This is a genomic window from Spirulina subsalsa FACHB-351 (assembly GCF_026130165.1).
Classification (GTDB): domain Bacteria; phylum Cyanobacteriota; class Cyanobacteriia; order Cyanobacteriales; family Spirulinaceae; genus Spirulina_A; species Spirulina_A subsalsa_A.
Window position 1 is genome coordinate 1 of the sequence record NZ_JAIHOM010000054.1, and the last position, 25,108, is coordinate 25,108.

General features: G+C 47.0%; 21 protein-coding genes and 5 pseudogenes. 9 read left to right on the top strand and 17 right to left on the bottom strand.

The features are described from left to right. Nucleotides 1–84, top strand: a pseudogene (locus K4A83_RS23185) (RNA-guided endonuclease TnpB family protein); the annotation flags it as partial. 37 nt (nucleotides 85–121) lie between these two features. On the opposite strand, the pseudogene K4A83_RS23190 reads toward K4A83_RS23185, so the two are convergent. The 14 genes and pseudogenes from K4A83_RS23190 to K4A83_RS12240 form a co-directional block, all read right to left on the bottom strand. Next, nucleotides 122–232 (bottom strand): annotated as a pseudogene (locus K4A83_RS23190) (type IIL restriction-modification enzyme MmeI); the annotation flags it as partial. 87 nt (nucleotides 233–319) lie between these two features. Further along, on the bottom strand, nucleotides 320–733 hold the full coding sequence (locus K4A83_RS12190; protein WP_265264840.1) for a type II toxin-antitoxin system VapC family toxin: 414 nt from the start codon (nucleotides 731–733) through the stop codon (nucleotides 320–322). Between the two features lie 4 nt (nucleotides 734–737). After that, the gene (locus K4A83_RS12195; RefSeq protein WP_265264841.1) at nucleotides 738–971 is read right to left on the bottom strand and encodes a DUF2281 domain-containing protein; all 234 of its coding nucleotides are present in this window, start codon (nucleotides 969–971) and stop codon (nucleotides 738–740) included. A 33-nt stretch (nucleotides 972–1,004) separates the two neighbouring features. Further along, nucleotides 1,005–1,118: pseudogene (locus K4A83_RS23195) on the bottom strand (type IIL restriction-modification enzyme MmeI); the annotation flags it as partial. A gap of 47 nt (nucleotides 1,119–1,165) precedes the next feature. Continuing rightward, nucleotides 1,166–1,476: pseudogene (locus K4A83_RS12200) on the bottom strand (type II toxin-antitoxin system VapC family toxin). Beyond that, nucleotides 1,473–1,748: a hypothetical protein gene (locus K4A83_RS12205; RefSeq protein WP_407810012.1), complete on the bottom strand. Its 276-nt coding sequence runs from the start codon at nucleotides 1,746–1,748 to the stop codon at nucleotides 1,473–1,475. The pseudogene K4A83_RS12200 and the gene K4A83_RS12205 overlap by 4 nt, the downstream one beginning before the upstream one ends. Before the next feature lie 75 nt (nucleotides 1,749–1,823). Beyond that, nucleotides 1,824–2,029, bottom strand: a pseudogene (locus tag K4A83_RS23200) (hypothetical protein); the annotation flags it as partial. 21 nt (nucleotides 2,030–2,050) lie between these two features. Beyond that, nucleotides 2,051–2,389, bottom strand: a complete 339-nt coding sequence (locus K4A83_RS12210; RefSeq protein WP_265264844.1) for a HepT-like ribonuclease domain-containing protein — start codon at nucleotides 2,387–2,389, stop codon at nucleotides 2,051–2,053. Beyond that, on the bottom strand, nucleotides 2,361–2,717 hold the full coding sequence (locus K4A83_RS12215; protein WP_265264845.1) for a nucleotidyltransferase family protein: 357 nt from the start codon (nucleotides 2,715–2,717) through the stop codon (nucleotides 2,361–2,363). Before K4A83_RS12215 ends, K4A83_RS12210 begins: the two co-directional genes overlap by 29 nt. Further along, nucleotides 2,714–5,530, bottom strand: a complete 2,817-nt coding sequence (locus K4A83_RS12220) for a class I SAM-dependent DNA methyltransferase (protein ID WP_265264846.1) — start codon at nucleotides 5,528–5,530, stop codon at nucleotides 2,714–2,716. The genes K4A83_RS12215 and K4A83_RS12220 overlap by 4 nt, the downstream gene beginning before the upstream one ends. 100 nt (nucleotides 5,531–5,630) lie before the next feature. Continuing rightward, the gene (locus K4A83_RS12225; protein WP_265264847.1) at nucleotides 5,631–6,674 is read right to left on the bottom strand and encodes an Rpn family recombination-promoting nuclease/putative transposase; all 1,044 of its coding nucleotides are present in this window, start codon (nucleotides 6,672–6,674) and stop codon (nucleotides 5,631–5,633) included. Nucleotides 6,675–6,858: 184 nt separating this feature from the next. Beyond that, nucleotides 6,859–8,322, bottom strand: a complete 1,464-nt coding sequence (locus tag K4A83_RS12230; protein WP_265264848.1) for a Fic family protein — start codon at nucleotides 8,320–8,322, stop codon at nucleotides 6,859–6,861. A gap of 48 nt (nucleotides 8,323–8,370) precedes the next feature. Continuing rightward, nucleotides 8,371–9,612, bottom strand: coding sequence for a GIY-YIG nuclease family protein (locus tag K4A83_RS12235; RefSeq protein ID WP_265264849.1), 1,242 nt, complete (start codon nucleotides 9,610–9,612; stop codon nucleotides 8,371–8,373). Then, a complete protein-coding gene (locus tag K4A83_RS12240) occupies nucleotides 9,605–11,653 on the bottom strand; it encodes a DEAD/DEAH box helicase (RefSeq protein ID WP_265264850.1) in 2,049 nt (682 codons plus the stop codon). Before K4A83_RS12240 ends, K4A83_RS12235 begins: the two co-directional genes overlap by 8 nt. Nucleotides 11,654–11,982: 329 nt before the next feature. Here K4A83_RS12240 and K4A83_RS12245 point away from each other — a divergent pair, with 329 nt between their 5' ends. The 3 genes from K4A83_RS12245 to K4A83_RS12255 all read left to right on the top strand — a co-directional run bounded on the left by K4A83_RS12245 (nucleotide 11,983) and on the right by K4A83_RS12255 (nucleotide 16,077). Further along, on the top strand, nucleotides 11,983–12,951 hold the full coding sequence (locus K4A83_RS12245; protein ID WP_265264851.1) for a vitamin K epoxide reductase family protein: 969 nt from the start codon (nucleotides 11,983–11,985) through the stop codon (nucleotides 12,949–12,951). 50 nt (nucleotides 12,952–13,001) lie between these two features. Then, nucleotides 13,002–15,164, top strand: a complete 2,163-nt coding sequence (locus K4A83_RS12250; RefSeq protein ID WP_265264852.1) for a CHASE2 domain-containing protein — start codon at nucleotides 13,002–13,004, stop codon at nucleotides 15,162–15,164. A gap of 79 nt (nucleotides 15,165–15,243) precedes the next feature. Next, complete coding sequence (locus K4A83_RS12255) at nucleotides 15,244–16,077, top strand: class I SAM-dependent methyltransferase (protein ID WP_265264853.1); 834 nt, start codon at nucleotides 15,244–15,246, stop codon at nucleotides 16,075–16,077. 9 nt (nucleotides 16,078–16,086) lie between these two features. On the opposite strand, the gene pyk is transcribed toward K4A83_RS12255, so the two are convergent. After that, nucleotides 16,087–17,511 carry a pyruvate kinase gene (gene pyk, locus K4A83_RS12260; protein ID WP_265264854.1) on the bottom strand — a complete coding sequence of 475 codons (1,425 nt, stop codon included), beginning with the start codon at nucleotides 17,509–17,511 and terminating at the stop codon, nucleotides 16,087–16,089. 446 nt (nucleotides 17,512–17,957) lie between these two features. On the opposite strand from pyk, the gene gap reads away from it, so the two are divergent. From gap to K4A83_RS12275, 3 genes are all read left to right on the top strand, one after another. Next, nucleotides 17,958–18,986, top strand: a complete 1,029-nt coding sequence (gene gap / locus K4A83_RS12265; RefSeq protein WP_265264855.1) for a type I glyceraldehyde-3-phosphate dehydrogenase — start codon at nucleotides 17,958–17,960, stop codon at nucleotides 18,984–18,986. Nucleotides 18,987–19,216: 230 nt separating this feature from the next. After that, entirely contained in the window at nucleotides 19,217–20,209 is a 993-nt protein-coding gene (locus tag K4A83_RS12270; protein ID WP_265264856.1) for an SDR family oxidoreductase, read from the top strand. Nucleotides 20,210–20,248: 39 nt separating this feature from the next. Continuing rightward, the gene (locus K4A83_RS12275) at nucleotides 20,249–21,166 is read left to right on the top strand and encodes an NAD(+) kinase (RefSeq protein ID WP_265264857.1); all 918 of its coding nucleotides are present in this window, start codon (nucleotides 20,249–20,251) and stop codon (nucleotides 21,164–21,166) included. Between the two features lie 132 nt (nucleotides 21,167–21,298). Here K4A83_RS12275 and K4A83_RS12280 read toward each other — a convergent pair whose 3' ends face one another. Both K4A83_RS12280 and K4A83_RS12285 read right to left on the bottom strand, forming a co-directional pair. Next, nucleotides 21,299–22,408 (bottom strand): RNA-guided endonuclease InsQ/TnpB family protein, encoded by a 1,110-nt coding sequence (locus K4A83_RS12280; protein ID WP_265264858.1) that lies wholly within the window; start codon nucleotides 22,406–22,408, stop codon nucleotides 21,299–21,301. Between the two features lie 3 nt (nucleotides 22,409–22,411). Beyond that, a complete protein-coding gene (locus tag K4A83_RS12285) occupies nucleotides 22,412–22,639 on the bottom strand; it encodes a hypothetical protein (protein ID WP_265264859.1) in 228 nt (75 codons plus the stop codon). 61 nt (nucleotides 22,640–22,700) lie between these two features. Between K4A83_RS12285 and K4A83_RS12290 the strand changes: the two genes are divergently transcribed. Continuing rightward, the gene (locus tag K4A83_RS12290) at nucleotides 22,701–23,870 is read left to right on the top strand and encodes a radical SAM/SPASM domain-containing protein (protein ID WP_265264860.1); all 1,170 of its coding nucleotides are present in this window, start codon (nucleotides 22,701–22,703) and stop codon (nucleotides 23,868–23,870) included. A 161-nt stretch (nucleotides 23,871–24,031) separates the two neighbouring features. Continuing rightward, the gene (locus K4A83_RS12295) at nucleotides 24,032–25,063 is read left to right on the top strand and encodes a hypothetical protein (protein ID WP_265264861.1); all 1,032 of its coding nucleotides are present in this window, start codon (nucleotides 24,032–24,034) and stop codon (nucleotides 25,061–25,063) included. Nucleotides 25,064–25,108: the final 45 nt, after the last annotated feature.

Genomic DNA, 25,108 nt, shown 5'->3' on the forward strand with positions numbered 1-25,108 from the left:
GTGGGGCGCGCCCGAATTCACGCATCGGGAGAGATTCCCTCTTGGTTGGTTGGAGAAATCCTGTCAGCTAACGGAGACTCGTAGAACGATGAATCCCCCTGCCTTCAGGCGGGGGAGAACGTCAATTAGTTTTCCCTTTTACTGGCTTTTTCGCGGGCTTTGGCTGGCTGGTCATTTTCGTGTATAAATCAAACAGTTTCTCTAGCCGTTCCGTGTTATTTTTGAACGATTTTGAACGCGATCGCAGATGCGACTCCGACGGAAGTATCGCGATAAATTCGTTCTATGTTTTCGATGAGGGAATTCGATATTGATGAGATTAGGGTGAAATCTCGTTTAAGAGTTCTGTGGGCGAATAAATCGGCAGACTACTACCGACGAAATCTTTCCGATCGCGAGTGACAATGCCATCGAGTTGATTTCCGATCGCGCAGGCGAGTTGAATGCTGTCTTCAAAATCTTTCAGTCCCAGGCTAAGAGCGGTTTCGACGGTTTGACGATTGACGGCACAAAATCGCAAGCCCCTCAGTAGTTGAGTAATGGCAGCAAGGGCGACTTCACGGCCTTCGGTTTTACGGATGATGTAGAAAATATTGGTGATGCTGGTGGCAGCAATATAAGCTTCTAAATTACCGCGTTCAATTTGCTCGAAAAGAGCGATCGCACTCTCGATAAACGGTTCGCGTTCTAGGATTAGGTCGAGGACAATGTTGGTATCAATCAGAATTTTCAAGGGCTTACTGATATTTTTGGGACAGATAGTCGGTGTATTCTGCTTGTAGTTCATCATCGCTGGGGGCTGGTTCTGGACGTTTGGCGATGCCTCGGAGTCCAGTCAGGGTGCCAGGGGGAATAGCCCGATCGGAGGTGAGTTGTGTTTGGTGGAGAAATTCAGCAAAGTGTAGGACTTGATTGATTTGTTCTTCCGGGAGAATTTGGATGAGTTGGTGGAGTTTTTCGGCTGCGGTCATGGTTTTTTTGGGATGAGTCAGTGTGTATGGATATTATGACTTAGTTTTCCGTTTACCGGACTTCTTCCCCGTCCCCTGCTGGCTGGTCATTTGGGTGTACATCTCAAACAGTTTCTCTAATCGTTCCGTGTCATTTTTGAAAGATTTTGAACGCGATCGCAGATGCGATCGCGGGTTTCGTCTTTCCACGGCTACTAGGGTAGTAGCTCAAAATAATTACAGTGTTTGGGACGGATAATCGAAAAATCTCGACGATCGAGGGTGTCAAATCTTCTGGAGTCAATGACTCAATTTGAACCGCATCAGGGGTCATACTAGCCACAAAGCGCCGCATGGCTTGATGTCCCAATCTTGAAGCCACTAAATAACAGATTTCAGGTAAGACAACTACAGGCAATACTAAGCGCTCATTCGTGTTCTGGGCGACAGTCAGCACGCGCTGATGGTTACGATCGCTCCGATCCGTTAAAGCAAACAAAAAGCTGGTGTCGAGTATTGCTGTCATGGCCGATCCTCTGGCTTACTGTTCCAGCCATAAATCGGATCGATTTCATTGCGGAGAATCTCTTCGTCCGAGTCAGAAATATCGGATTGCCCTGAATTTCCTATACCAGCAACGGTTAATAAAAAGTTTTGCTTAGGGGGGGCGGACGGTTGGTGTTGGACTGTTTTATAACGTAGGTATTCAATAAAACTGGCAAGCTCGTTCAGCATTTCATCGGGCAGGGTATTAACTGCCGAAATCAAGTTTTGCCGCTCTACAGTTGGTTTAGACATGGCTGTAATCTCCATAGGTAAATTTTTTTACGATCGTGTATCTTTTTTCCCTTTTCCTGGCTTCTTCCCCTTCCCCTAGTGGCTGGTCATAAGGGTGTACATTTCAAACAGTTTCTCTAATCGTTCCGTGTCGCCCTGGAAACATTTTGAACGAAGCGGCGACCGATATAAATTCGTTCGAGGATTTCATCATTTTTTCTGTCGTGGGCTTCTCGGACTAGGGGAAATTCGCTATTTATGGGTTTGGGATCTTACATATCAGCAATGATGACGGGGAAGTGTGGAAAGCAGGTATTCAGTTCCTAAATGTCAGGTGGGATATTTACTTTTAAAGTTTCAATCAATTGCGGTATTTCCGACTGAACTACATCCCAGACAATATTGAGATTAACATCATCATATTCATGTACGAGTCGATTTCTCATGCCGTTGATTTCTTGCCAAGAAATGTTAGGTAAGGTTTGTCGAGTCATTTCTGAAACTCGTCTAGCGGCTTCGGCAATCACTAAGAGCCGCCGAATGACTGAATCTTGAAGCTGTGTATTATCAATGAACTCATCTTTTGTGCATTGAGCAGTATAGGTCATAATCAATTCTGCGGATTGCAGCATATCAAGCAGAAATTGTGGATCTCGTTCCATAAATCACCTGGGCAGAAGAAAGGATTTCACGACGACGTAAATAATTACGACTGGCTTCAATGCCCTGACGGGTAATCAGGTCAACATCACGCTGGAAAATCGTTTTGAGTTCTGTTTCCATCTGGTCTAGGGTACTGAATTTGGGGTGAGCGTCTGGGTGAAATTGCACCATAACATCTATATCGCTATCGGGGCGGAAATCATCGCGTAAAACCGAGCCAAATAGAGCAAATTCGATAACTTGCCATTTTTGACAAAATTCGGCAATTTTCTGCATCGGGAGTTCGATCTCGTAGCCTTGCCGCAGGTCAAGCGCATTTTCCATCATTTACCTCCTTTCGTTTTCCCTTTCTTTGTCTTCTTACCCGTCCCCTGGTGGCTGGTCATTTCGGTGTACATTTCAAAGAGTTTCTCTAATCGTTCCGTGTCATTTTTGAAGCGGCGACCGATATAAATTCGTTCGAGGATTTCATCATTGCGATCGTGGGCTTCCCGGACTAGGGGAAATTCCCTATCCATGCGTTCTGGGTCGTACATATCCGCAATCGTAGCGGGGAAATAATGCTCGCGGGCTAATAAAATATCTTCCGCGCAACGGGTGAGGTCGGCTTTGTTTTGTTCCGTGAGGGTGGGGACGGGAAAGGTGTTCCAGCCGAGGGTGTTGGAGTAGCGAAAATCGGTTTTGAGTTTGCCGCAGACAGTGGCGATCCAGACCAGATGCAGGCGTGAGGCGATTAGGGCCATATTCCACAGTGGAGGATTAAAAAGTGCAAAAGCAAGGTTAGTTACTATTGAACCTTTAGGTAAAAATCCGACAGGTAAATAGTCTCTACTCTCCGAAGAAACACTTGGTATAATAACCGTCTGTTCATCACCTTTCTGTCTTACTTCACTAAACTGATGTGAGTATTTAGCACTTTGACGAGTTGCAGCTTTTGAACTACTTAATCGCATCTCTTGTACAGCTTTTAACCGATGGCTAATCACTGGATGATCGTATGCAGTCTTAACGTCTTCATCTTTTATCCAAATACAATATCTTTGTTTTCCTCTAATAAATTCTTCTGAACCTAGAATCACTCGAATAAATTGCTTTTTTACTTCTGGAGAAAACTGAATATTATCTAGTTCACTCCTAGAAAGTAGTAAATTCCCACCATCTGCTGGTTGATTTCCTTTTGTCATTTCAGAAACTTCTGCTAGTGGCTTTGTTGCTTTTTCTACAGTAACATTTTCACCGGAAACTAAATAAGCATTAATATTTTCAGATTCTTTGACAATTGTTTGATTCTGGTCGTCAATGGAAAACAAATAACGAACCTTGCCCGCATGATTAGAAATTCCCACAATAACCACCGTCACCCCAGCATTATAACTCGCCAAATTCGCCCATTTAAACGACGTATGAGCAAAATTAATCTCATGTCCCGTCTCAAAAATTAACGGCCATAAAATCGGCACTTGTTGCCCCTGACAAATGGAATTAGTAGAAACAAAAGCCGCCGCCGCATTGGTTCGCGTGCCATAATCTGCCGCCTTCATAAACCAACCCGCCACATAATCCAAAGACTTCCAATTTTTTGTCCGACTATCAAAAATTTGTTTTAAATCGTCCTTTTGTTCCGGCGATTGCCAAGTCGAACCCAAATAAGGCGGATTCCCACAAATATAAGTTTCTCCCCCCTCATTCTCAAACTCAATTTCTGCCTCGTCCCGCGTTTCCCCCCACAAATCCAAATCCTCACGCTGCACCTTAACCCCCGTACCCGTAGGCGGACACAGACTCAACCAATCCAAGCGCAAAGCATTCCCGCAAGTAATCCAATTATCATTTTTCAAGGGGAGAAACATAGACCTAGCCTCCTGCTGTCCGAGGTAAAGAACATTGCACTGATACTCAGCAATAGTCAACGCCAACCGCGCCACCTCTGCCGCAAAATGGCGAATCTCAATCCCCCGAAAATTGGTCAAAGGAATCTCGGAACGGCGATCCGATTCCCCCCGCAACTCATTAATTTTCGCCTCAATTTTCCGCATCTCCTTATAAGCAATCACCAAAAAATTCCCCGACCCACAAGCCGGGTCAAATATCCGAATTTTCGCCAGCCGTTGCCGCAAATGCAACAACTTCCGCCCATTCTTTCCCGCCGCCGCCAACTGCTCCCGTAAATCATCCAAAAACAACGGATTCAGCACCTTAAGGATATTCGGCACACTGGTATAGTGCATCCCCAAGGCCCCGCGTTCCTCCTCATCCGCCACCGCTTGAATCATCGACCCAAAAATATCGGGATTAATCCGCTTCCAGTCCAAATTACCCACATGAAGCAAGTACGATCGCGCAACCTTGCTAAAACGCGGCACCTCCACACTCCCCGAAAACAGCCCCCCATTCACATAAGGGAACCGATCCGCCCAATTGCGAATCCCCGCCGCCCCTCGCTCCTCCAGGGGTGTAGCCATCGCCCGAAACAACTCCGACAGCACCTCATGGGTGTTAGAAGCATCTGCCGCACTCATCTGAGTAATCGTTTGAGTGAACAATCCCTCACTATGGAAAATATTGGTATCTTCCGCAAAGAAACAGAAAATCAGCCGCGCCATGAAATGATTAAACATTTCCCGATTTTCAGCTTTATCCCAGTCGGGGTTCTGCTTCAGTAACTCCATATAAAGCCGATTTAAGCGACCCGTTGCCTTGATATCAACAGCATTTTCCCGGATTTGCCGCACGGTGGTAATCCCCGCCAAAGCCAGGAAAAACCCGAAATGGTCGGCAAAGTCTGGGTAGTCGCAAGCCACCGTCTCCCCATCCCCCAGACTTTCCGCCTCCAAGGTTTTCCCGTCCGTCGCCAAAATGAATTTAACCTTGTAGCGAGTAGTAGCGGGACTCTCGTGCAACGCCGTCAGGGTGGCGGTAACTTCCCCTTCTTGGCACACTTTGAGATGGATATTATTACGCTGAAGCACTCCACCGGGTAAGTCCGATTGATTGGTTGAAGCTTTACCCGTACTTTTCAGCCGCTTAATGGTGGTCGCCTTGTTGCCAAAGGCTTCTAGGAAAGCATAGGGGAACGCTTCCGGGTCAAAAGGGGCTTCGGCCAACTGGGAAACGGCTTCTTCGATTTCAACGGCGTTCATATTATCTTATTTTTGTCGGCTGGGCTGGTTTTGGCGGGTTACGGCGCGGAATCGTAAGTTATGGGTTTTGCCGCTATATTACTACCGCGCCCAACCCACCCTAAGAATATTGCTGGCGTAAGGCGGCAATTTCCGCCAAACTTAATCCGGTGGCTTGGGCGATCGCCTCATCATTCAGTTGACCCAATAAGTTGCGAGCCACTTCACGTTTTCCTTGTTCAAGTCCTTCTTCTCGGCCTTCTTCTCTCCCTTCTTCTCGGCCTTCTTCAAGTCCTTCTTCAAATCCTTCTTCTCTCCCTTCTTCTCTCCCTTCTTCTCTCCCTTGTTGAAGTCCTTGTTGAAGTCCTTGTTCAAGTCCTTGTTGAAGTCCTTGTTCAAGTCCTTGTTGAAGTCCTTGTTGAAGTCCTTGTTGAAGTCCTTGTTCAAGTCCTTGTTCAAGTCCTAATGCGATCGCCCCCTGTTGGTCATAAATAAACATTTCCCGCCGATCTAACTCCTCTAATTCCTCTAGGGTTAACCCAGCTTGATTGGCTATTTCAAAGGCTTGATGAAGTTCCGCAATATCTTCCATATTATCAGGAATTGAATTGAGCGATCTAGCGAATTTCATAAAATAAATCCATTTGTCTGTCAGGGTTTCAAGCTCGTTTAGTTCCTTGGTAAACTTGGGCAATTCCACAAAAATTAACTCCATCTCATTCTCTGGGTAATGCCAGCCTTCAAATTTCTCTCGATAGACAAAGCGAGAAATCAATTGATTTTGTCCAGGAAACATATCAAAATCAGTTAAGGTTAAAGCGATAACGGGTTTCAGATACCGATATCCCTGTCCCCGTTGCAGTTGAAAGGCATAGGTTTTTGCCGCATTGAATAAAACCCGCTTCCCAAAAGATTGCACATTTAAAACTTGCATTTCAATAATTACTAATGTGCCATCATTCAACCGCGCTTTAACATCCAAATAGGTATCTTTCAAACCTTCGAGTTGAGGGGGTAAATTGGGCGAGATAATTTCCAAATCTTCAATAGTTGAATGGCCATCATAGACCAAGGCATTGAGAAAACTGATTAAGATGTTCTTGCTTTCGGCAGAACCAAAGATTTTTTTAAAAGCGTAGTCGGTTTTGGGGTTAATAAATCTCATGGCAAACCTACCCAACTCAGTTCTTTGAACTAATTCTAGCATAGCTGGTAAACTAGGGTTAAATGGCGAGTAAGGGCGCAGATAAGTCTCTGTGTTGTTGCTATCCTACCACCCCATCTAACCAACAATCATTGTGAACTACCCCACCCTACCAGCGAAGAAGGGGAATTTCGCAAAACTTTTGTTAAATGCTCTTATTCCAATATTCTAGCCCAGTGACAATGACATTTTCTAGCCATTGCTGGAAACGGGATGTTAAATGACCTTGTTCATCAGCGTAGGAGAATTGAAAAGGTGAATCAGTTAAAGGCTGAAGATCGCTAATAGTAGGTTCTCCTTCTTCACCATTATCTCGATGATAAGCACAGGCGCTACAAATTAGTAACCCTCGGTGTTCATGTCCAAGAACATGAAAAGAAAGAAGAACAGTTATGGATGCTTCGATATTAATTACCAATTGAATCCAAGTGTGATAGTTCCGCAGGTTGGCAAAATATCCTAATTGTTTTGCCGTTTCAACTACTTGATAGCGATGATAATAATATCGAGGGTCGCCAACTGGGGCGAGAATTGTGAAAACTGCGGCATCCGTTAATACATTTTGGACAGATAATTTAATTTCATCGGCAATTTCTTGGAAGCGCTGAGAAGCCATAGCAAATAAGAGGGCGGCGAAACTTTCTGCTTTTTGACATTTTTCCTGCACTGAGGCTAACTGATTTTGTTGCAATTTATCGGCAATAGCAGATAGAATAACTTGAGTTCTGCGACTCTCTGATAACACCTGCTCTGATAAACCAAGGCTTCTTAAAAAGGCTTGCTTTTGACTCTTGGCAAAAAGATTAATTAAATTCGACAAGTCACCGCGATCTGCATATTCCAACGCCGCAATATAAACGGCGCGGTCGTCACGGGTGATTACTAAAGGAAACCAACTTGCCTGGATGAAAACTAAACTCGCTAAACAACGAGTGACCCGACCATTTCCATCTTGAAAGGGGTGAATTTGGGTGAACCGATGATGCAACCAAGCCGCCTCAATTTCTGGGGGAACTTTTTGTTCTCGATGTTGATGATGTAAGGTGATTAATCGATCCATTTCCGATGCCACTTGTTCCGGCGGACAATACTCGTGAATAGTGCCGTCTGGTCGTAGGGGGTTATTCGGTTGACGTTTCCAGTCGCCTTTAATTAAGGCAACCTTAAAGATTTTTCCCTGTGGAGTTAAGGCTTCTGTGCTGTCTTGACTCTGAGTTAAAACTTGATGTAACTGCTTAATATACGAAGTCGATAGATTTCTTTGTCCCCCAACAAAATCAAATAATCCTTCAATAGCCGCCTCTTGATCTTTAATCAGGGAAACCACCTGTTTTATGGGGATATCTGTAGCTCCGTGAGGGATTAATGCCTCATTAATTCCCTGTTCAATTAATAAACGAGTGATGCCACGATCTAGGGTGTACAACCGCTCAATAATTCCGGTTTCAATGGCGATTTCCCGCCGGAGTTTTTCGCTGAAAGTTTTAAACTCTCCCGATTGACGCAAGCGGTCAGCTTGCTCGTTCCAAACTGTGACTAAAGGTGGCAGTTCAGCACTGGCTAAATCTTGCCAGTTAGAGGGTAAATTTTCGATAGGTTTCCACAGCATAAATATTTAGGTTTTTTAATAGTGGATTACAAAACTCAAACAGAAATGCTATATTCTCGTTAAACTGGCTGTTTCACGATTATATCGAAATTGCTCAATGGTTCCGTCTTGGATTCTTGAAATAGCCTCCTCAATGGCTTCCAAAGGCACAATAAACCACTCTCTGGGCTTGACTGGGATATCAAAGCGATCTCGCAATTCTAAATCTAACTGAGCGTTGGCGAAAAACTTCTGAAGCATTGCCTCCAGTTTTTTTCGGTTAATATTTGTAAGTTTAAAAATTGTCACGATTTCTACATCAGCTAATAGATAGGTTGGGTCATTTTTAGCATTACTAATCCGCTTTTTTACCTCCCCTCCCGTCACCCCAATTTTATGAATAATTGACCTATTTTGAGCAATAAAAGGATGTTCAGACTGGCTGCGCAATACATAAATATAACCCGTGGGTAAGTCGTTTTCGGGTTCAACTTCTGCGGTAACTTCTGCTTCCGTCTGACAGGAAAATAAAGGCCCCAAATCTAGCTTAGTGATGCGACGGCTGGTTTTATCTTTGTTTAAGGCGCGTTGGAGCGATCGCAGTAATAAATCGCTCTCAGTGCCATTATCATAAATCACCCGCAGCCGACAATCAGGACGACCATAGTCACTGACAAACATTTCTCCCATCTGGGCGACTAATACTTTCTGACCATCAAGAATAAACAAATCCCCTTCATTGATGGTGGCATTATCCTGATATTTCACCGTTTGCCGTTCCCCAGTCTTTAACTGATGCTGCACTTGCTCAAAGAAGGGTTTAAATTGAGCAAAATCCTCGCAGAGAAAGCGCTGGGCGACTTCTTCGGCGGCTTTGATTTCCCGACGGGAACGGACATGAGTTAACTGGGTGACATCATTTTCTGAAGCTATATCAACCCCCAAAGAAGCCAACAGTGCTGCATCAATTTCGTCTTCTTCTAGGTGTTCTTCTAAGCTAAAACTAACATCATTTTCGGCATTTAAAAGCCCTCGGGAATCCAGAGTTTCTAGGAGAGCGCGACATTCCGCCGATTCTCGCAAGCGTTCCAAGCGCACTGCATAGAGGCGTTCAAAAATATCCCGATTTTCCCCATGTTGGGGCAGTCTACCGTTTTCCGCCACAAACCGCTCGATTTCCTCAAAACCTGCGATAATCCGCTCCTCTCTGGGGGAATATTGGCGAGTAGGTTCCGGGGCGATATCTACCCCCAATTCAGCCAACAGTTCTAAATCTTCATCGGTGGTGGATTTGGTCGTGGATTTAGCCATTGTTATCCTCCTTAACTTTCCGTTGCAGGAAGGCAACCCCTTCCGCCAGGCGTTTTTCCCAAACATCGACGGCGGTGAGGGACGGCAATCTACCCCTTTCCTGTTTGAACCGTAGCGCCCGTTTGGCTAACTCTCGCGCTTCTTCCATGGTGAGACTGATTCGTTTAGCCGCGATCGCCTCTGCCACCAATTTTAGACGTTCTTCACTCATCGACTTAGCCAGAATCGCATAAGCTTCCCCAAAGGGATTAATCCGGTCAATCAGATCAATATCGAGGTCTGTTACCGATAGGGCAAATTGTCGCACCCCATCAATCAGGGCGGTGTTTTTCGTGGCTACCCCCTCCCCTTCGTTGCTGGTTTTCTTGGCTTGTTGAACCAAGTTGAGAGCCGCTACAGCGTGTTGGCGGACGGCTTCTTGATCCTCGTGATCGAGATGGGGGAATTTCTCGGTCACAATTTTGCCCATTCGTAACTGGGTGAGTTCTTCCGGCACTAATTCCTCATCAAACAGGCCCCGCTCAATGGTCTGTTTATCCTGCACAAAAGCCGTCACCAGTTCGGTTAAATCTTCCCGACAGATGCGCGAAGCTTCTGGGCTTTTCGGCACAGTTAAGCCCTTAATTTCCAGTTGAACTTGTCCGGTTTCTAGATTAACGCCCACGTTGCACCGACTGGGATTGTAGCCACTTTCCCCGTAGTCGAAGCCCGGAGTAGGTTGATTGTCGGGGCCCTTGGGTTTGAACTCAAAGCGGGGCGCGAGTACCTGTTCCATTAGGAGGCTGGCGGCGATCGCCTTGATCGTATCATTCACCGCCTCCGTCACCGCCATCTCACTGGCATCAGGTTCGGCAATTAGGTTTGTAAATCGGGCGCGAGTTTTGCCCGGAGCATCCCGAGTCGCACGCCCAATAATCTGGACAATTTCCGTCAAACTGGAGCGGTAGCCAATGGTTAAAGCGTGTTCGCACCAAATCCAATCAAAGCCTTCTTTAGCCATACCCAGGGCGATGATAATATCCACGCGATCGCGGTTATCTTTGTGAGTAGGGTCTTTGAGGGCGGCGGCCACTTTATCCCGCTTGCTGGGGTCATCATCCACCAGATCGGCAATTTTAAGGATCTTCCCCTCGGCCGTTTTGACCCGTTGAAATCCGGTGTCTGGATCTGTACCTTGCCATTCCCCCAGTGCCTCAATAATATGTTCCACTTCCCGGATTTTATCCTTGGTACTCTCGCGGGAATTCACGTTAGGAATATGCAGGATGGTTTTCTCGTTGGGGTTGAGAACCTGCATGATTTCATCGGTGTAGCTACCGGAGTAAAAATAATAGCCGATGTCCAGTTGTTTTAGGTGTTCGTAGCCGTTGAGTTGTTCATAATAAGTGTAGGTGACAGTCTGAAATTTCCCTTCATCTTCGGGATGTAATACCGCTTCGGCATCCCCCCGAAAATAAGAACCCGTCATGGCGACGATGTGGGTTGTATCCCGCGCCATGAGTTGACGGACATGATCCCCTAGTTTGTTATCAGGGTTGGCGGAAACGTGGTGAAATTCATCCACCGCAATCAGGCGATGATCTAACAGTTCTATCCCAAATTTATCCACCGCAAAACGGAATGTGGCATGGGTGCAAACCAGCACTTTTGCCTCGCTGTCGAGAAAGGTTTTCACCGCTTCTACTTTACCGCCATCGGTGCCAGGTGCGTTGCAGAGATTCCACTTGGGTTCAACGCGCCAATCTGCCCAAAAGCCGAACCGACTGAGGGGTTCATCTTGGAAGCTAGCCCCAATAGCTTTTTCCGGCACCACAATGATGGCTTGTTTGAGGTTCTGGTTTTCGAGCTTATCTAAGGCAATGAACATCAGCGCCCGACTTTTCCCGGAGGCGGGGGGAGATTTAATCAGCAGGTATTGTTCCCCCCGATGTTGGTAGGCGCGTTCTTGCATGGGACGCATCCCTAGGGCATTAGTACGGGTGGATTTGCCGTCTTGGGCGTAGGTGACAGAAACGGAGGGAATGGCGATGGATTGACTCATGGGTTGACATACTCACCGGGCTGAAACCACGGTGATTCTTGACGCTTCACTGACTGACGCTACCGAGGTAGTCTTATACTGAGTGTAGCGAATCCCAAAAAATATGTTATCTCAAGTTCGCTTAATTCGAGGCTTGACGAGTTTTCATTGGTGACCTCAAACCGAGACTTTACTGTAACTGATTATCCGGACATGATATTATGCGATGAGTGAAGATAAGGATTGCTGCGGATATTGTCCTTGGGAATCAGCGATACTCACTCTGGGATCGAGAAACCAAATTAGAGCCGGGTATGTCAGAATAGTAGCGACCCATTCCGTACAAACCCATGAAGCGCAGAAGAAAGACTCCTTGGCTGCATCAGTGGTCCCGGGTGATCATTGGTGCGATCGCAACTGTTGGGGCCATCCTCACCAGCTATCTGACCATCATTAAACTTTCCGGCTCCGATGTGGTTTGCACTGGAGAGGCAGCCGGCTCCCTGAACTGTGATGTGGTTCTCTCTAGCCCCTATGCTACCGTATTCGGTGTTCCCTTACCCGTGTTTGGTCTGTTGGCCTATGTGAGCATGATGGGCTTTTCCTTGTCGCCCTACTTAATCAATGAGGAAAAGAACAAAGACCTTAAACAAAAAGTTGAGGATTGGACTGGGATCCTACTCCTCATTGGGGCCACTTCAATGGCCGCCTTTAGTGGCTATTTAATGTATATCTTGGCCTTTAAACTCCAAGCCTTTTGTCCTTACTGTATCGGTTCGGCCGCCTTCGCTTTTTCGATGCTCGCCCTCACCCTCTTTGGACGGCACTGGGAAGATGTGGGGTTATTAATGTTTATTGGTTTTCTCGCCGCTTTAGTCACCTTGTTGGGAGCCTTGGGAGTCTATGCCAATGTGGACGGAACCGTTGGCGATCGCGTGGCCATCCCTGCCATTCAACAAGAGGCAGAACCGGGCATTGGTTGGCCCGTCACCACCACCTCGGGCCCAGCAGAAATGGCCCTAGCTGCCCACATGAATGAGATCGGTGTCCGAGGATATGGCGCTTGGTGGTGTCCAAACTGTCACCATCAAAAATTGCTCTTTGGCAAAGAAGCGTTTGAGACGTTAGATTATCTGGAGTGTGACCCGGCCGGACAAAATCCACAAACGGCTGTTTGTCAAGCTGCCAATGTTCAGGGTTATCCCAGTTGGGAGATTAACGGACGTTTATATGCGGGATCCCAAACCTTGGAACGGTTGTCAGAATTAACTGGATATGATGGTCCCCAAAACTTTAAATATTATCTGCCGGGGCGTTAAAGGGTGTCTTAATACGTCAAACCTCACCTCTCTCCGTTCTCTTCCCTGATATGAAACAATTCCCTCACTGGTTAGTACCGTTCACCCAATGGATAGGCCGAAATCGTCGGCTCTGGCTAACTTCAGGCGGCGTTGGGGTGGGGATTATCGCCTTGCGCCTCTTGGGGGTTTGGCAAGTTTGGGATTGGGCCGTCTATGATCAACTCTTCCGTCTCCGCCCCTTAGATGCCCCGGAAGACCGGATTTTAATTGTCGCCATTGATGAACCCGACATGAACCGGGCCGGGGCCTGGCCGATTCCTGATGCCATTATGGCCGATCTGTTACGCAAGTTAGCCGCCTACGAACCCCGCGCTATTGGTTTAGATGTCTATCGGGATTTACCAGCCCCCCCCGGTCATGAAAGCTTAAACCAAGTGATGGGAGAATTGCCCCATTTTGTGGCCATTGAGAAAATCCCAGATCGGGAGAGTGTGGGAGTTCCACCCCCCCCCAGCGCCCGACCGGAACAAGTCGGGTTTAATAATATTGTCACCGATGGCGATCGCAAAGTTCGCCGCAGTCTCCTCTATTGGCACAAAGACGGAGAACCTCGTACCAGTTTCGCCCATCGTCTCGCCCTACTCTATTTAGCCCAAGAAGGAATCACCCCCCAACAAGCCCCAGACGGCCATTATTTACAGTTAGGGGAAACGGTTTTTCGCCCCTTTGAACCCAACGATGGGGACTATGTGGGAGCAGATGCTAAAGGCTATCAAGTTTTGGTCAACTTCCGGCATCCCAGCTTATTTCAACAGGTGTCCATGTCAGCCGTTTTGTCGGGAGAAGTATCCCCCCATCTCATCCGCGATCGCATTATTCTCATCGGCTCCACTGCCCCGAGTCTCAAAGACTTTGCCTATATTCCCTATGCCCCCAAATCCGCCGGGGGACGCAAGCATATTCACGGGGTCGAATTACACGCCAATTTTATCAGCTATCTATTAAGCGCGGTCTTAGATGAACGTCCGGTGATTCGCGTCTGGTCCAATCCAGTCCAATGGGCTTGGATTCTACTCTGGTCAGGGGTGGGCGGTGTGATTGTCTGGTATTGGCGATCGCCCCTAAAATCCTCCCTCCTCCTCCTGCTCACCATCACCCTCCTCGGCAGCATCGGTTATTTAGCCTTTCTCCAAGGGCTTTGGATTCCCCTCGCCACCCCCTTATTAGCCCTGGGCAGCACCACGATCTTACTGACCAGCCACCTCGCCTATCAGCGCGAAGAGTTGAAACGTTCCACAGACTTTCTCCAGTCAGTCATTGATGCCATTCCCGACCCCATTTTTGTGAAAGATCGTCAACATAATTGGCTCATTCTCAATAAAGCCTTTGCCCACTTTACCGGGTATGCTCGGGAGGAATTGATCGGCAAATCCGACAGCGACTTTTTCCAAAGTGAACAGGCCGCCATCTTTTGGGAACAGGATCGGATGGTCTTTCTCACCCATAACGCCCAAGAACACGAGGAAAAATTCACCAACCGTTACGGCACCGAATATATTACCGCCACCAAGCGATCGCTTCACCAAGACGCAGCCGGGAATATGTTTTTAGTCGGTGTGATTCGAGATATTACCGAACGGAAGCGCGTTGAAGAAGAATTGCGCCGCACCACCCAAGAATTAACCCGGTCTAATGCCGATTTACTCAAATCCCAACGACTCGATAATTTAACCGGAATCCCCAACCGTGTCCATTTTGAAGAAACCCTGAAAGAATTATTACGTTGGGGGGCTGAACATTCTAAATTAATTGGCGTGTTATTCTTAGACCTCGACGGGTTTAAAGATGTCAATGACACCCATAGTCATTACATGGGTGATTTACTCCTCAAAGCCGTCGCCCAACGGTTCAAAAACTGTCTACGCAGTAGTGATTTAGTCGCCCGTTGGGCAGGGGATGAATTTTCTATTATTCTCCCCGATATTAAAAAGGTCAGTGATACCGAAATTGTCGCCGACAAAATCCGAGCCACCTTAGCACAACCCTTTATGTTAGAAGGTCACAAAATCTCCGTCGGGGCGAGTATTGGCACCAGTGTTTATCCCCATGATGGTCAAGATGTGGATACTTTAGTCCATAAAGCCGATGCAGAGATGTATGGGGTAAAAAACAGAACCAAAGCCCAGACCCTTCCTCCCTTGTCCCTCGGTTGTGAAACACCTAAATCGTGACATCCTCCCGACACTCCCCTATCGTTAGAGCGCGGGGCTTCTCGGCGATTAGCTAACCTAACAGCAAGTATTAAAATCCATGACCCAACTAGAACAACGCCTAAGAGCCATTTTTAGCCAAGACCTCAGCCAGAAAAAAACCTGGTACTCTGCCGTTGCCCAAGCCTATCATCTCGCTCGACCGCGTTATCCTCAAAGCCTGATCGACCAAGCCATCACTTGGGCGAACCTCACCCCCGGAGACTCCTTGCTAGAATTAGGCTGTGGCCCAGGAATTGCCACCCCCGCTTTCGCCCAAAAAGGCTTAAAAATCACGGCTTTAGAACCCAGTGAGGCCGCTTGTGCGATCGCCCAACAACAATGTAATCCCTATCCCCACGTCCAAATCCTCAACAGCACCTTTGAAGAGTGGCCCCTACCCCCCCAACCCTTCCCCGCCGTTTTAGCCGCCTCCTCCTTTCATTGGCTTTCCCCCCACCTACGCCACCAAAAAGCCGCCCAAGCCTTATCCCCTGAAGGCTCTCTCATCTTGCTTTGGAACATTCCCCCTCAACCCCAAGCCCCCGTACAACAGATCATTCGGCAAGTCCATGAAATCTATCTCCCCGAATTAGCCGAACCCATTGACCCCGCCCTCCATGAACAGCACGTTCACCAGTTTGGGCAACAAGTCATAGACTCCGGTTACTTTGACCATCTGCAAACCACCCAACTCCTCTGTGAGAAAAACTACACCGTTGAGGACTATCTCGCCCTCCTCCATAGCTTGTCCCAATATATCCAACTCGACCCCCCCACCCGAGACACCCTCTTCCACCATCTCCACCTTGCCCTCACAGAACAATGGGGGCAACCCATCCCCACCACCTATTTATCCCTGCTCCACGTCGCCAAAAAGGGAGTTCACCGCTAAACATTACCGCTAAACAACTGTATGAATTTTCATAAAATTAGTTCCTTCAGACGTCTTTTGTAACGGTAAACCCGCCAAAATTAAAATCTTATCCCCCGCTTGCGCTAAACCCCGCTCCTTTAACCCCGATTGGGCCTGTTCAATTAACCCATCATAGGTTTCAATTCGACGGTCCATTAATACCGGAATCACACCCCAAATCAAATTTAAACGGTGGTACGTGCGAATATTCGCCGTGAAAGCCACGACAATCGCTTTCGGTCGTTCTGCCGCCGCCAAACAAGCCGTATAACCACTGGTGGTAAAAGCCACAATACAACGTAACTCTAAAATCTTATCAATCGTATTCAGGGCTTCACTTAAAGCATGAGTTTCATCATTACTGTAGGGGGGATAGTTGACAAATTGCACTTCTGGCTCCACCTGTGTGGCAATTTGTACCATCGTTTCCACCGCCTTCACCGGGTATTTCCCCACCGCCGATTCCCCCGACAACATAATGGCATCCGTGCCATCAATAATCGCATTGGCCACATCAGAAGCCTCCGCCCGAGTGGGACGCGGTTCAACAATCATACTCTCTAACATCTGAGTGGCCGTAATCACCGGAATTCCCCGTTGATTACACATCCGAATAATCCGTTTTTGCAACATGGGGACTTTTTCGGGACTTAATTCCACCCCTAAATCCCCCCGGGCTACCATCAAACCGTTACATTCACTGAGGATTTCTTCCAAATGTGCGATCGCCTGGGGCTTTTCAATCTTAGCAATCACACAAATATCACCCGCCCCCTTATGAGAGAGAAACGCCTTCAGCGAGCGAATATCCTCCGCCCGACGCACAAAACTTAAAGACACCCAGTCAATCCCCTGACTAATGCCAAACTCCAAATCCTTCTTATCCTTCTCCGTCATCGAAGGCAACCGCAAATTTAAACTCGGGAAATTAACCCCCTTCCGACTTTGTAAACGCCCTCCCTCCACCACACGACAGATTACTCCGGGCCCATCAATCTCCTCAACACACAATTCCAACAATCCATCCGCCAGCAAAACCTCTGTTCCCGGTTGTGCTTCCTCCGCCAAATAGGCATAATCCAGAGGAATCTGATCCCCTTCATGGTCATAATCCGCCACAGGAACCAGCTTAACCCTTGTTCCCTCCACCAACTCCAGACTCCCTGTTGGCAACTGCCCCACCCGAATTTTCGGCCCCTGCAAATCCTGCAAAATCGTCACAGGTGTATCTAACTCCTCCGACACTGCCCGTAATACCCTTAAAGTCGTGGCATGATCCCGATAACTGCCGTGGGAAAAATTGAAACGAGCCACCCTCATCCCCGCTGCTACCAACTCCCGAATCACTTCCGGAGAATTACTAGCAGGGCCCAGAGTAGCAACAACTTTAGTGCGATTAGGTAGAGAGGACATAACTGGGATTTAGGATAACTAGCCAAATCTTAGCGCAAGGGTTGCTCTTTGGACGGAAATCTCAGAAACATTGCAACTTTAGTCCGCCCTTGTTTTAGATTTATTTAAGGTTTATTTAAAGTCTTTTGAAGACAATTTATGTTAACAAGATGACCTATATTTTCTTTTAACATCTTTTTGGATCTTTCTGGTTTATATTAATCTGTGGAGAGCCTAGATCAAGGGCAATCCAGCTAACTCTAGAAATTAGAGATCCTGCCGAAATACTGATTCTGCTGACCAGAGCAACGTTAGAAGCAAAGTCAGACCGCAAGAACCTAGATTTTGGGCGCATAGGGCAAAAACGGGAATAAACCATCAAGATTTAACTTGATTTAATGGTTGATCCGGCAAAAAAATTGATCACAAGATTTGGCTTGAAGCTTTGATTTATAGGAGTGTTCACTATGTCCAAACAAGTAAAAATCGCCATTAATGGTTTTGGTCGCATCGGTCGTTTAGTCCTGCGTGCTGCCATGAACAACCGCCATATTCATGTAGTCGGGATTAACGACCTTTTCGAGGCCCCCCACTTGGCTTATATGTTCAAGTATGATTCCACCCACGGAGTGTATCATGGGGCCGTGGAAAGTTCAGAGGAAGGAATTTCCGTCAATGGGCATTTTATCCCCTGTACCGCCATGCGCGACCCCGCCGAACTCCCTTGGGGCGATCGCGAAGTAGACTATGTAGTAGAATCCACCGGACTCTTCACCAACTACGACGGCGCCGCCAAACACATCGCCGCCGGAGCCAAACGAGTCGTCATCTCCGCCCCCACCAAAGACCCTGAGAAAGTAAAAACCATCGTCATGGGCGTTAACGATAGCGACTTTGACCCAGCCAGTCATCTCGTCCTCTCCAACGCCAGTTGTACCACCAACTGCCTCGCCCCCATTGCCAAAGTTATTCAAGATAACTTCGGCCTCGCCGAAGGCCTCATGACCACCGTCCACGCCATGACCGCCACCCAGCCCACCGTAGACGGTCCCAGTCGCAAAGACTGGCGCGGAGGACGCGGCGCCCCCCAAAACATCATCCCCGCCTCCACCGGAGCCGCCAAAGCCGTCACCCTCGTATTACCCGAATTAAAAGGCAAACTCACCGGGATGGCCTTCCGAGTCCCCACCCCCGATGTCTCCGTTGTTGACCTCACCTTCAAAACAGAAAAAGCCACCTCCTACCAAGAAATCTGCGCCGCCATGAAAGCCGCCGCCGAAGGCCCCATGCAAGGCTTCCTCGCCTACACCGAAGATGACGTTGTATCAATGGACTTTAAAGGAGATCCCCATTCCAGCATCTTTGACGCAGGCGCAGGCATTGAACTCAATGATCACTTCTTTAAAGTCGTCTCATGGTATGACAACGAGTGGGGCTACTCCTGCCGCGTCTTAGACTTAATCTCCCTCATGGGTCACAAGGAAGGACTCCTTTAATTAGGGTCTGCTCAATAAGGCTCTAATCCCGGTAATAAGGGGAGCAGGGGAGAGGGGGAGCAGGGGAGAGGATTCCTGACCCCCGATTCCCGACTCCCCATTGGGCGCCCAAGCGCAACTACGAACCCGACTCCCGACTCCCTTCTGACTTGTCACGGGAAACTGATTCCCCCCAGTTCCAAATTCTGATAGAATTGTGTAGAAACATTAAGATGAGCCTTTAATATTAAATGGAAGTTCTGGTGGTGGGTGCTACTGGCACCTTGGGGAGACAGGTTGCCCGTCGCGCTCTTGATGAAGGTCATCAGGTTCGCTGTCTCGTTAGAAATCTGAGAAAAGCAACCTTTTTAAAAGAGTGGGGCGCCGAATTAATCCAAGGGGACTTATGCAAACCCGAAACACTCCCGGATGCCCTCTCCGGGATTCAAGTGGTCATTGATGCCGCAACCGCAAGGGCGACCGACTCCCTGCGCATCCAACGAGTCGATTGGGAAGGAAAAGTAGCCCTCATCCAAGCCGCTCAAGCCGCAGGCATTGAACGCTATATTTTCTTCTCTATTTTGAATGCGGAAAAATTCCCCAAAGTTCCGCTCATGAACATTAAGCACTGCACAGAACAGTTCTTAGCGGAATCCGGGTTAAACTACACTATCTTAAGACCTTGTGGCTTCATGCAAGGCTTAATCGGTCAATACGCCGTTCCCATTCTCGATAATCAAGTAGTCTGGGTCACAGGGACCGGCTCGCCCATTGCCTATATGGACACCCTAGATGTAGCCAAATTTGCCGTCCGCGCCCTGACCCTACCCGAAACCGAAAAACGCACTTTCCCCATTGTCGGCACAAGAGCCTGGGGCGCTTACGAAATCATTAATCTCTGTGAACGATTATCTGGACAAACCGCCAGAACAGCCCGTTTAGAATTACCTGTTTTACGCGGCATCCGTCGCGTGTTACGCTTCTTTCAATGGGGATGGAATGTCTCAGACCGTTTAGCCTTTGCGGAGGTTTTGGCGAGCAATCAACCCCTAGATGCTTCAATGGAAGAAGTCTATCAAGTGTTTGGGTTTAACCCAGACGAGACAACCACCTTGGAAAGCTATTTACAAGAGTATTTCAGCCGGATTATGAAAAAGCTGAAAGAAATTGGCTATGAAAAGGAAAAACAGAAGCAAAAGAAAAAACGGCAGAAGTCGCCGTTTAAGTCTAAGACTAAATCTTAGTCGCCTTTCTCATCACTGGATTTTACTGGATGGGGTATCGTGCCAAAAATCGGCATTATTTATAACGACATTAAACCGATGGCTTGTCGCGTTGCTGAGGAGTTAAGCGACGAGCTACTTGCCAAAGGTTGTGAAGTGGTGATGACTTCCAGTTTTGGCGGCATTCTGGGCTACGCCAAGACCGACAAACGCCAAGACTATACACCCATCGACCAATTGATTCCCGAAGGCTTTAGTCAAGATATTGACTTTGGGATTGTCTTGGGTGGAGATGGAACCGTGTTGGCCGCCTGTCGTCAGGTCGCCTTGTGTGGCATTCCTCTATTAACCGTGAATACAGGACACATGGGTTTTTTAACGGAAACCTATGTATCCCAATTGAGTCAAGCCGTAGACCAGTTAATGGCCGGAGACTACCAAGTTGAAGAGCGCACCATGTTACGGGTGCAGGTTTGGCGAGAGGAACGTTTAATCTGGGAAGCTCTCTGTTTAAATGAAATGGTTCTCCACCGAGAACCCCTAACCAGTATGTGCCATTTTGAAATTCAAATTGGTCATCATGCTCCAGTGGATATTGCCGCCGATGGGGTGATTATTTCTACCCCAACAGGGTCAACAGCCTATTCTCTCAGTGCCGGGGGACCCGTGGTCACTCCGGGAGTTCCAGTGTTACAGTTAATCCCTATTTGTCCCCATTCCCTCGCTTCTCGGGCCTTGGTATTCTCCAATCAAGAACAAGTGCAGATTTTCCCCGCTAATCCTACCTCAATGGTGATGGTGGTAGATGGGAATGGAGGCTGTGCCGTACTCCCTCAAGATTCAGTACAAGTTCACAAGGCTGAGTATGGGGCGCGGTTTATCCGTCTCCAACGACCCGAGTTTTTCCGCATTTTACGGGAAAAATTGGGCTGGGGTCTACCTCATATTGCTAAACCTACGTCGGTGGAATTGCCCTGAGACTTGAACGAACGCTATATCTGGAACTTGACAAAAGGCACACAAGCTTAACTTGTCAGCCTTGGGCAATGTGCTAGAGATTAAGCAGATTTGATGTCAACGACCGCACCCACAAGGGGATGCGGCTTGCCTCTAGAGCCTAAGCCCTGAAGCATCCGGCAGATTGACCGCTGCCTGTTCCACCGTCTCTATTAGAGTAGTGGAAAGAATGTAGTCGTCTCTGTGATTCTTTGCTGCATTCCAATCGGCATGGTCACGGTTGCCACAGTTGCGACAGTAAAAACGAGACTTCGTGCGATTTGTTTTCCGAATATGTTTACAGACATTGCATTTCTGAGATGTGTACCTCGGATCTCCGAAGACAACACGCTTCCCTAGTGCTTCTGCTTTATAGGTTAGAAACAAATCTTGCTGGTAGAACGACCAGCTACCAAGCCACTTGTTCATCTTCTTTCCGCGTCTATTTTTGCGGATTCCAGACAGGTCTTCTAGTACGAAAACTGCTACGTCTGGAAGGTTTGCCAGTTTTTTCGTGACACAGTGATTCACATCGCCCATGAACCGCTTCTCGCGTCCACTCATCGCTTTGAGGCGACGTTTAGCAGAGGGAGTGCCTTTTTGCTGCAACGTTTTTCGGTTGTGTAAGTACCGTCTCTGTGTTGCACGAACCTGGCTACTTGAGAAGAACTGACCATCGGATGTCACAACCATGTGATACAGTCCTCGGTCAATCCCCAAGACTTTACCCTGAGTAACTTGCTGCGGCGTTTCAGCCTCAAATACCAACCGCACCCAAAACTGTTTACTGTGTTTCGAGTAGGTCAGTGTAGCCGCGCAAAATTCCCAGGTTTCAAATATCTCTTTGAAGTGTTCCGGTACATTCAGGATGAGCTTTTCACGCTTGCCAATGCACGAAAGAGTTAACTGATACCCTCTCAGTGTCATGGTACGTTTGTCGTATCTCAATCCTGATGTTGGCTTCTTCTTTGGATGTCGCTTGAACTTAGTTGCCTTGACTGCCTCCATCGCGTTATCCCGTATCGTTTGTACCAGTGCTGAGGGCACATGGGGATATTGCAATCTAAGGTCGGCATACAAAGCCTTGTGAGCTTTGCCTTTGTTGTACGTCTGTTCCTTCAATGCCCAGTCAACGTGCTGATTAAAAATGTCAGCACAAAACCTCATGAGAGGCAGAAATCTCTCATGGGGTAAGTTGACGGGGATGGAAACAGTGCGCTTCATTATTTAGACCCATCCAGAATCGTTGACTTCTTCTAAGGAAAGTGCATCTTCGTCCATGATTTCCTTTTCAGCCTTTTGTTGACTGAAATAGAACTGCCCTGTAAACTCTCCATTTTCCGAATCGTAGACTCCAGTAACCGCCCCGTCAGAAATCGTGGCGTTGAATCCGTTTGACCTCCTCAAAGGTGCTAATATCGAATAGCCTTGGTTTTCGCTTTTCGATATTTCCAATATTACCAGAAAAATACAAAGCCGTCCTTAAAGGACGGGGTTTCAGACCCAGGAGGTTTTGATGAAACTTATGAAACTGACTCAGATTCTCAACTCTCTCCGCCTACGTTGGTTTCTTCTGACCAAAGCACTAGATTATAGCAGCGATTTTGTCAATATTGTTTACAAAATTTATCTAAACCACAACAAAATTATTCACTTTCGCAACGGATACCCCGTCTATTCTCTCTCCACCCCAGCCGTTTTTAGCCCCCCAGCCGCTAACTTTATTGCTCGTGCCTTATACCGCACTATTCAAAACAAAAACTTACCCAACTTAATGAGTTTTGCCGTTAATGATGTTTGTAACGTCACCTGCGAACATTGTAGCTTTTTTAATGCCGTCGAAGAACCTCACCGCGAAACCCTCACCTTACCCCAAATTCAAAAACTCATCCAAGAGGCTCAAAGCTTAGGCGTTTCTATCATTAACTTTGTGGGAGGGGAACCCTTAATGCACCCCGATTTAGCACAAATTATTGCCAGCGTCGATAAAAATTTATCCACCACTGTTTTATTTACCAATGGTTGGGATTTAGCCCAGCAAGCCAAAACCTTAAAACAAGCGGGGTTAGATAGTATTTATGTTAGCATTGACCGGGCAACGGCTCAAGAACATGACCATTTTCGCGGCAAAGCTGGACTGTTTGAACGAGCCATTCAAGGCATTGCTAAAGCCAAAAAACTCGGCTTTTCTGTGGGAATTTCTACCACCATCACCCCCGAATCTTATCAACAAGGGGAATTTCATAAAATGGTCAACCTCGCTCAAGAGTTGGGCGTTCATGAACTATTAGTTTTTGATGCCATGCCCTCGGGAAGATATCAAGATAGACAAGATTTAATAAATGCAGATGATTGGGTAGAGGAAATGATTCAATCCGCCCAACGTTACAATCAAAATCCCCAGTATCCGGGAGTGGTTTTCTTTGCCTATTTCACCAGTTATCGCAGTGTGGGGTGTTCCTGTGGCACTAGCTACTTTTATGTTTCACCCTACGGGGATGTAATGTCTTGTGATTTTAATCATGGGAAATTTGGTAATATTCTAGAAACTCCCCTCTGGAAAATTTGGGAACGCCTTACCACATTACCGGAGTTTTGTCAAGCAAAATGGGGAGGTTGTAAAATCAAAGATGCAGAATATCGAGAAAAAACAGTCATTTCTGCCGGAGCATCTGAACAGTTATAATCATATCCAGTTAAATTGTTATTATTTTGACAATTAGGAAGGAATCCCCAATCAAAATCGCTTCGTTCGAGTTCTCATGACCTGTCCTTATGACTCATTACTGTTGACTGATTGAGCAAAACTTGCTCTAAATTTTTAACCTTTTTGGAGTGTTAGAATATATGGTCTTAATTCTCCCCTCTCTTCCCCTTGCCGCCGCTTGTTCTTTTACTAAAACGGCAACTTTACCGATTATTATTTTTGAGGTTATCGTTATCCTAGGCTTTATTGCCAGCGTTTGGTTTATCTCTAGAATTGAGAAACAATGGTGGCAACAGTTTCTCACGATGGCGGTTGGGGTTTTGTTGTTTGAACTGTTTACTGCTCCTATGTGGAATAATCATCACATGGGGGAATGGGCTTATATTTACGATGATGTCAGTTGGATTTTATTGCTCTGTTGGACGGCGTTAATTTTAACGATTGTTACCGTAGTTGATCGTTTTTTGAGTGAGTGGAAAGCTTCCAAACGTTTTCTAGTCTATTTGGGGGTTTTAATTGTCGCGGTAACGATTTTAGAGGCAATTGTTGTTAATATTGGAATTCGTTCTTACGCCCCGGAAGTATTAAGGGATATGGTTAATATCTTTATTCTGGGTGTGCCGATTGTGGAGGTTTTTTATTATACTCCCGTGTTTACCGGGTTGGTGATTGCGTTTCATAAATACTGGATGTTGGTGTTAGGTGATGAACCTTTTGTGCCGATTAAATATCGCCAATGGTTACGCAGCCTTGGACTGGCTTTGTTGGCTGTGTTTTTATTGGAGATGTTGGTGCAGCCAATGGTGGACAATGTGGGGTTTCCCCGTTGGTCTTATTTGGTGTTTGATATTACTCTGGTTCTGATTGTCGCTTGGGTGGCTATTATTGGTGTAACGGCTTTGGTGGTGGAGAAGTATTTCCTGCACTATCCAACTTGGGGACGTTTCTTGTTAGCGTTAGGCATTGCCGGGACGTTTATTTTATTATTAGAGACGGTGCTAATTAACCAGGGCTATCGTGTTTATGGGGCTAGTGCGGTGTCGAGTTTTGTTGGTTTCACTGTGCCGCAATTCAATATTCCTATTGAGGTGGTGTTTGCGGTGCCTTGTTATTTGGGGTTGATTATTTCCTTTATTCGTTATTGGGAAATTACGTTAGATAATCGTCTGTGAGGTTTCAGGTTTGAATTCAGTCAGATACGGGAAGTTTTTTAACGG

Coding starts and splice junctions, on each gene's coding strand:
- K4A83_RS12195 (WP_265264841.1), bottom strand. CDS start 971: ATGACCGCAGCCGAAAAACTCCACCAACTCATCCAAATTCTCCCGGAA.
- K4A83_RS12205 (WP_407810012.1), bottom strand. CDS start 1,748: ATGTCTAAACCAACTGTAGAGCGGCAAAACTTGATTTCGGCAGTTAAT.
- K4A83_RS12210 (WP_265264844.1), bottom strand. CDS start 2,389: ATGGAACGAGATCCACAATTTCTGCTTGATATGCTGCAATCCGCAGAA.
- K4A83_RS12215 (WP_265264845.1), bottom strand. CDS start 2,717: ATGATGGAAAATGCGCTTGACCTGCGGCAAGGCTACGAGATCGAACTC.
- K4A83_RS12220 (WP_265264846.1), bottom strand. CDS start 5,530: ATGAACGCCGTTGAAATCGAAGAAGCCGTTTCCCAGTTGGCCGAAGCC.
- K4A83_RS12225 (WP_265264847.1), bottom strand. CDS start 6,674: ATGAGATTTATTAACCCCAAAACCGACTACGCTTTTAAAAAAATCTTT.
- K4A83_RS12230 (WP_265264848.1), bottom strand. CDS start 8,322: ATGCTGTGGAAACCTATCGAAAATTTACCCTCTAACTGGCAAGATTTA.
- K4A83_RS12235 (WP_265264849.1), bottom strand. CDS start 9,612: ATGGCTAAATCCACGACCAAATCCACCACCGATGAAGATTTAGAACTG.
- K4A83_RS12240 (WP_265264850.1), bottom strand. CDS start 11,653: ATGAGTCAATCCATCGCCATTCCCTCCGTTTCTGTCACCTACGCCCAA.
- K4A83_RS12245 (WP_265264851.1), top strand. CDS start 11,983: ATGAAGCGCAGAAGAAAGACTCCTTGGCTGCATCAGTGGTCCCGGGTG.
- K4A83_RS12250 (WP_265264852.1), top strand. CDS start 13,002: ATGAAACAATTCCCTCACTGGTTAGTACCGTTCACCCAATGGATAGGC.
- K4A83_RS12255 (WP_265264853.1), top strand. CDS start 15,244: ATGACCCAACTAGAACAACGCCTAAGAGCCATTTTTAGCCAAGACCTC.
- pyk (WP_265264854.1), bottom strand. CDS start 17,511: ATGTCCTCTCTACCTAATCGCACTAAAGTTGTTGCTACTCTGGGCCCT.
- gap (WP_265264855.1), top strand. CDS start 17,958: ATGTCCAAACAAGTAAAAATCGCCATTAATGGTTTTGGTCGCATCGGT.
- K4A83_RS12270 (WP_265264856.1), top strand. CDS start 19,217: ATGGAAGTTCTGGTGGTGGGTGCTACTGGCACCTTGGGGAGACAGGTT.
- K4A83_RS12280 (WP_265264858.1), bottom strand. CDS start 22,408: ATGAAGCGCACTGTTTCCATCCCCGTCAACTTACCCCATGAGAGATTT.
- K4A83_RS12290 (WP_265264860.1), top strand. CDS start 22,701: ATGAAACTTATGAAACTGACTCAGATTCTCAACTCTCTCCGCCTACGT.
- K4A83_RS12295 (WP_265264861.1), top strand. CDS start 24,032: ATGGTCTTAATTCTCCCCTCTCTTCCCCTTGCCGCCGCTTGTTCTTTT.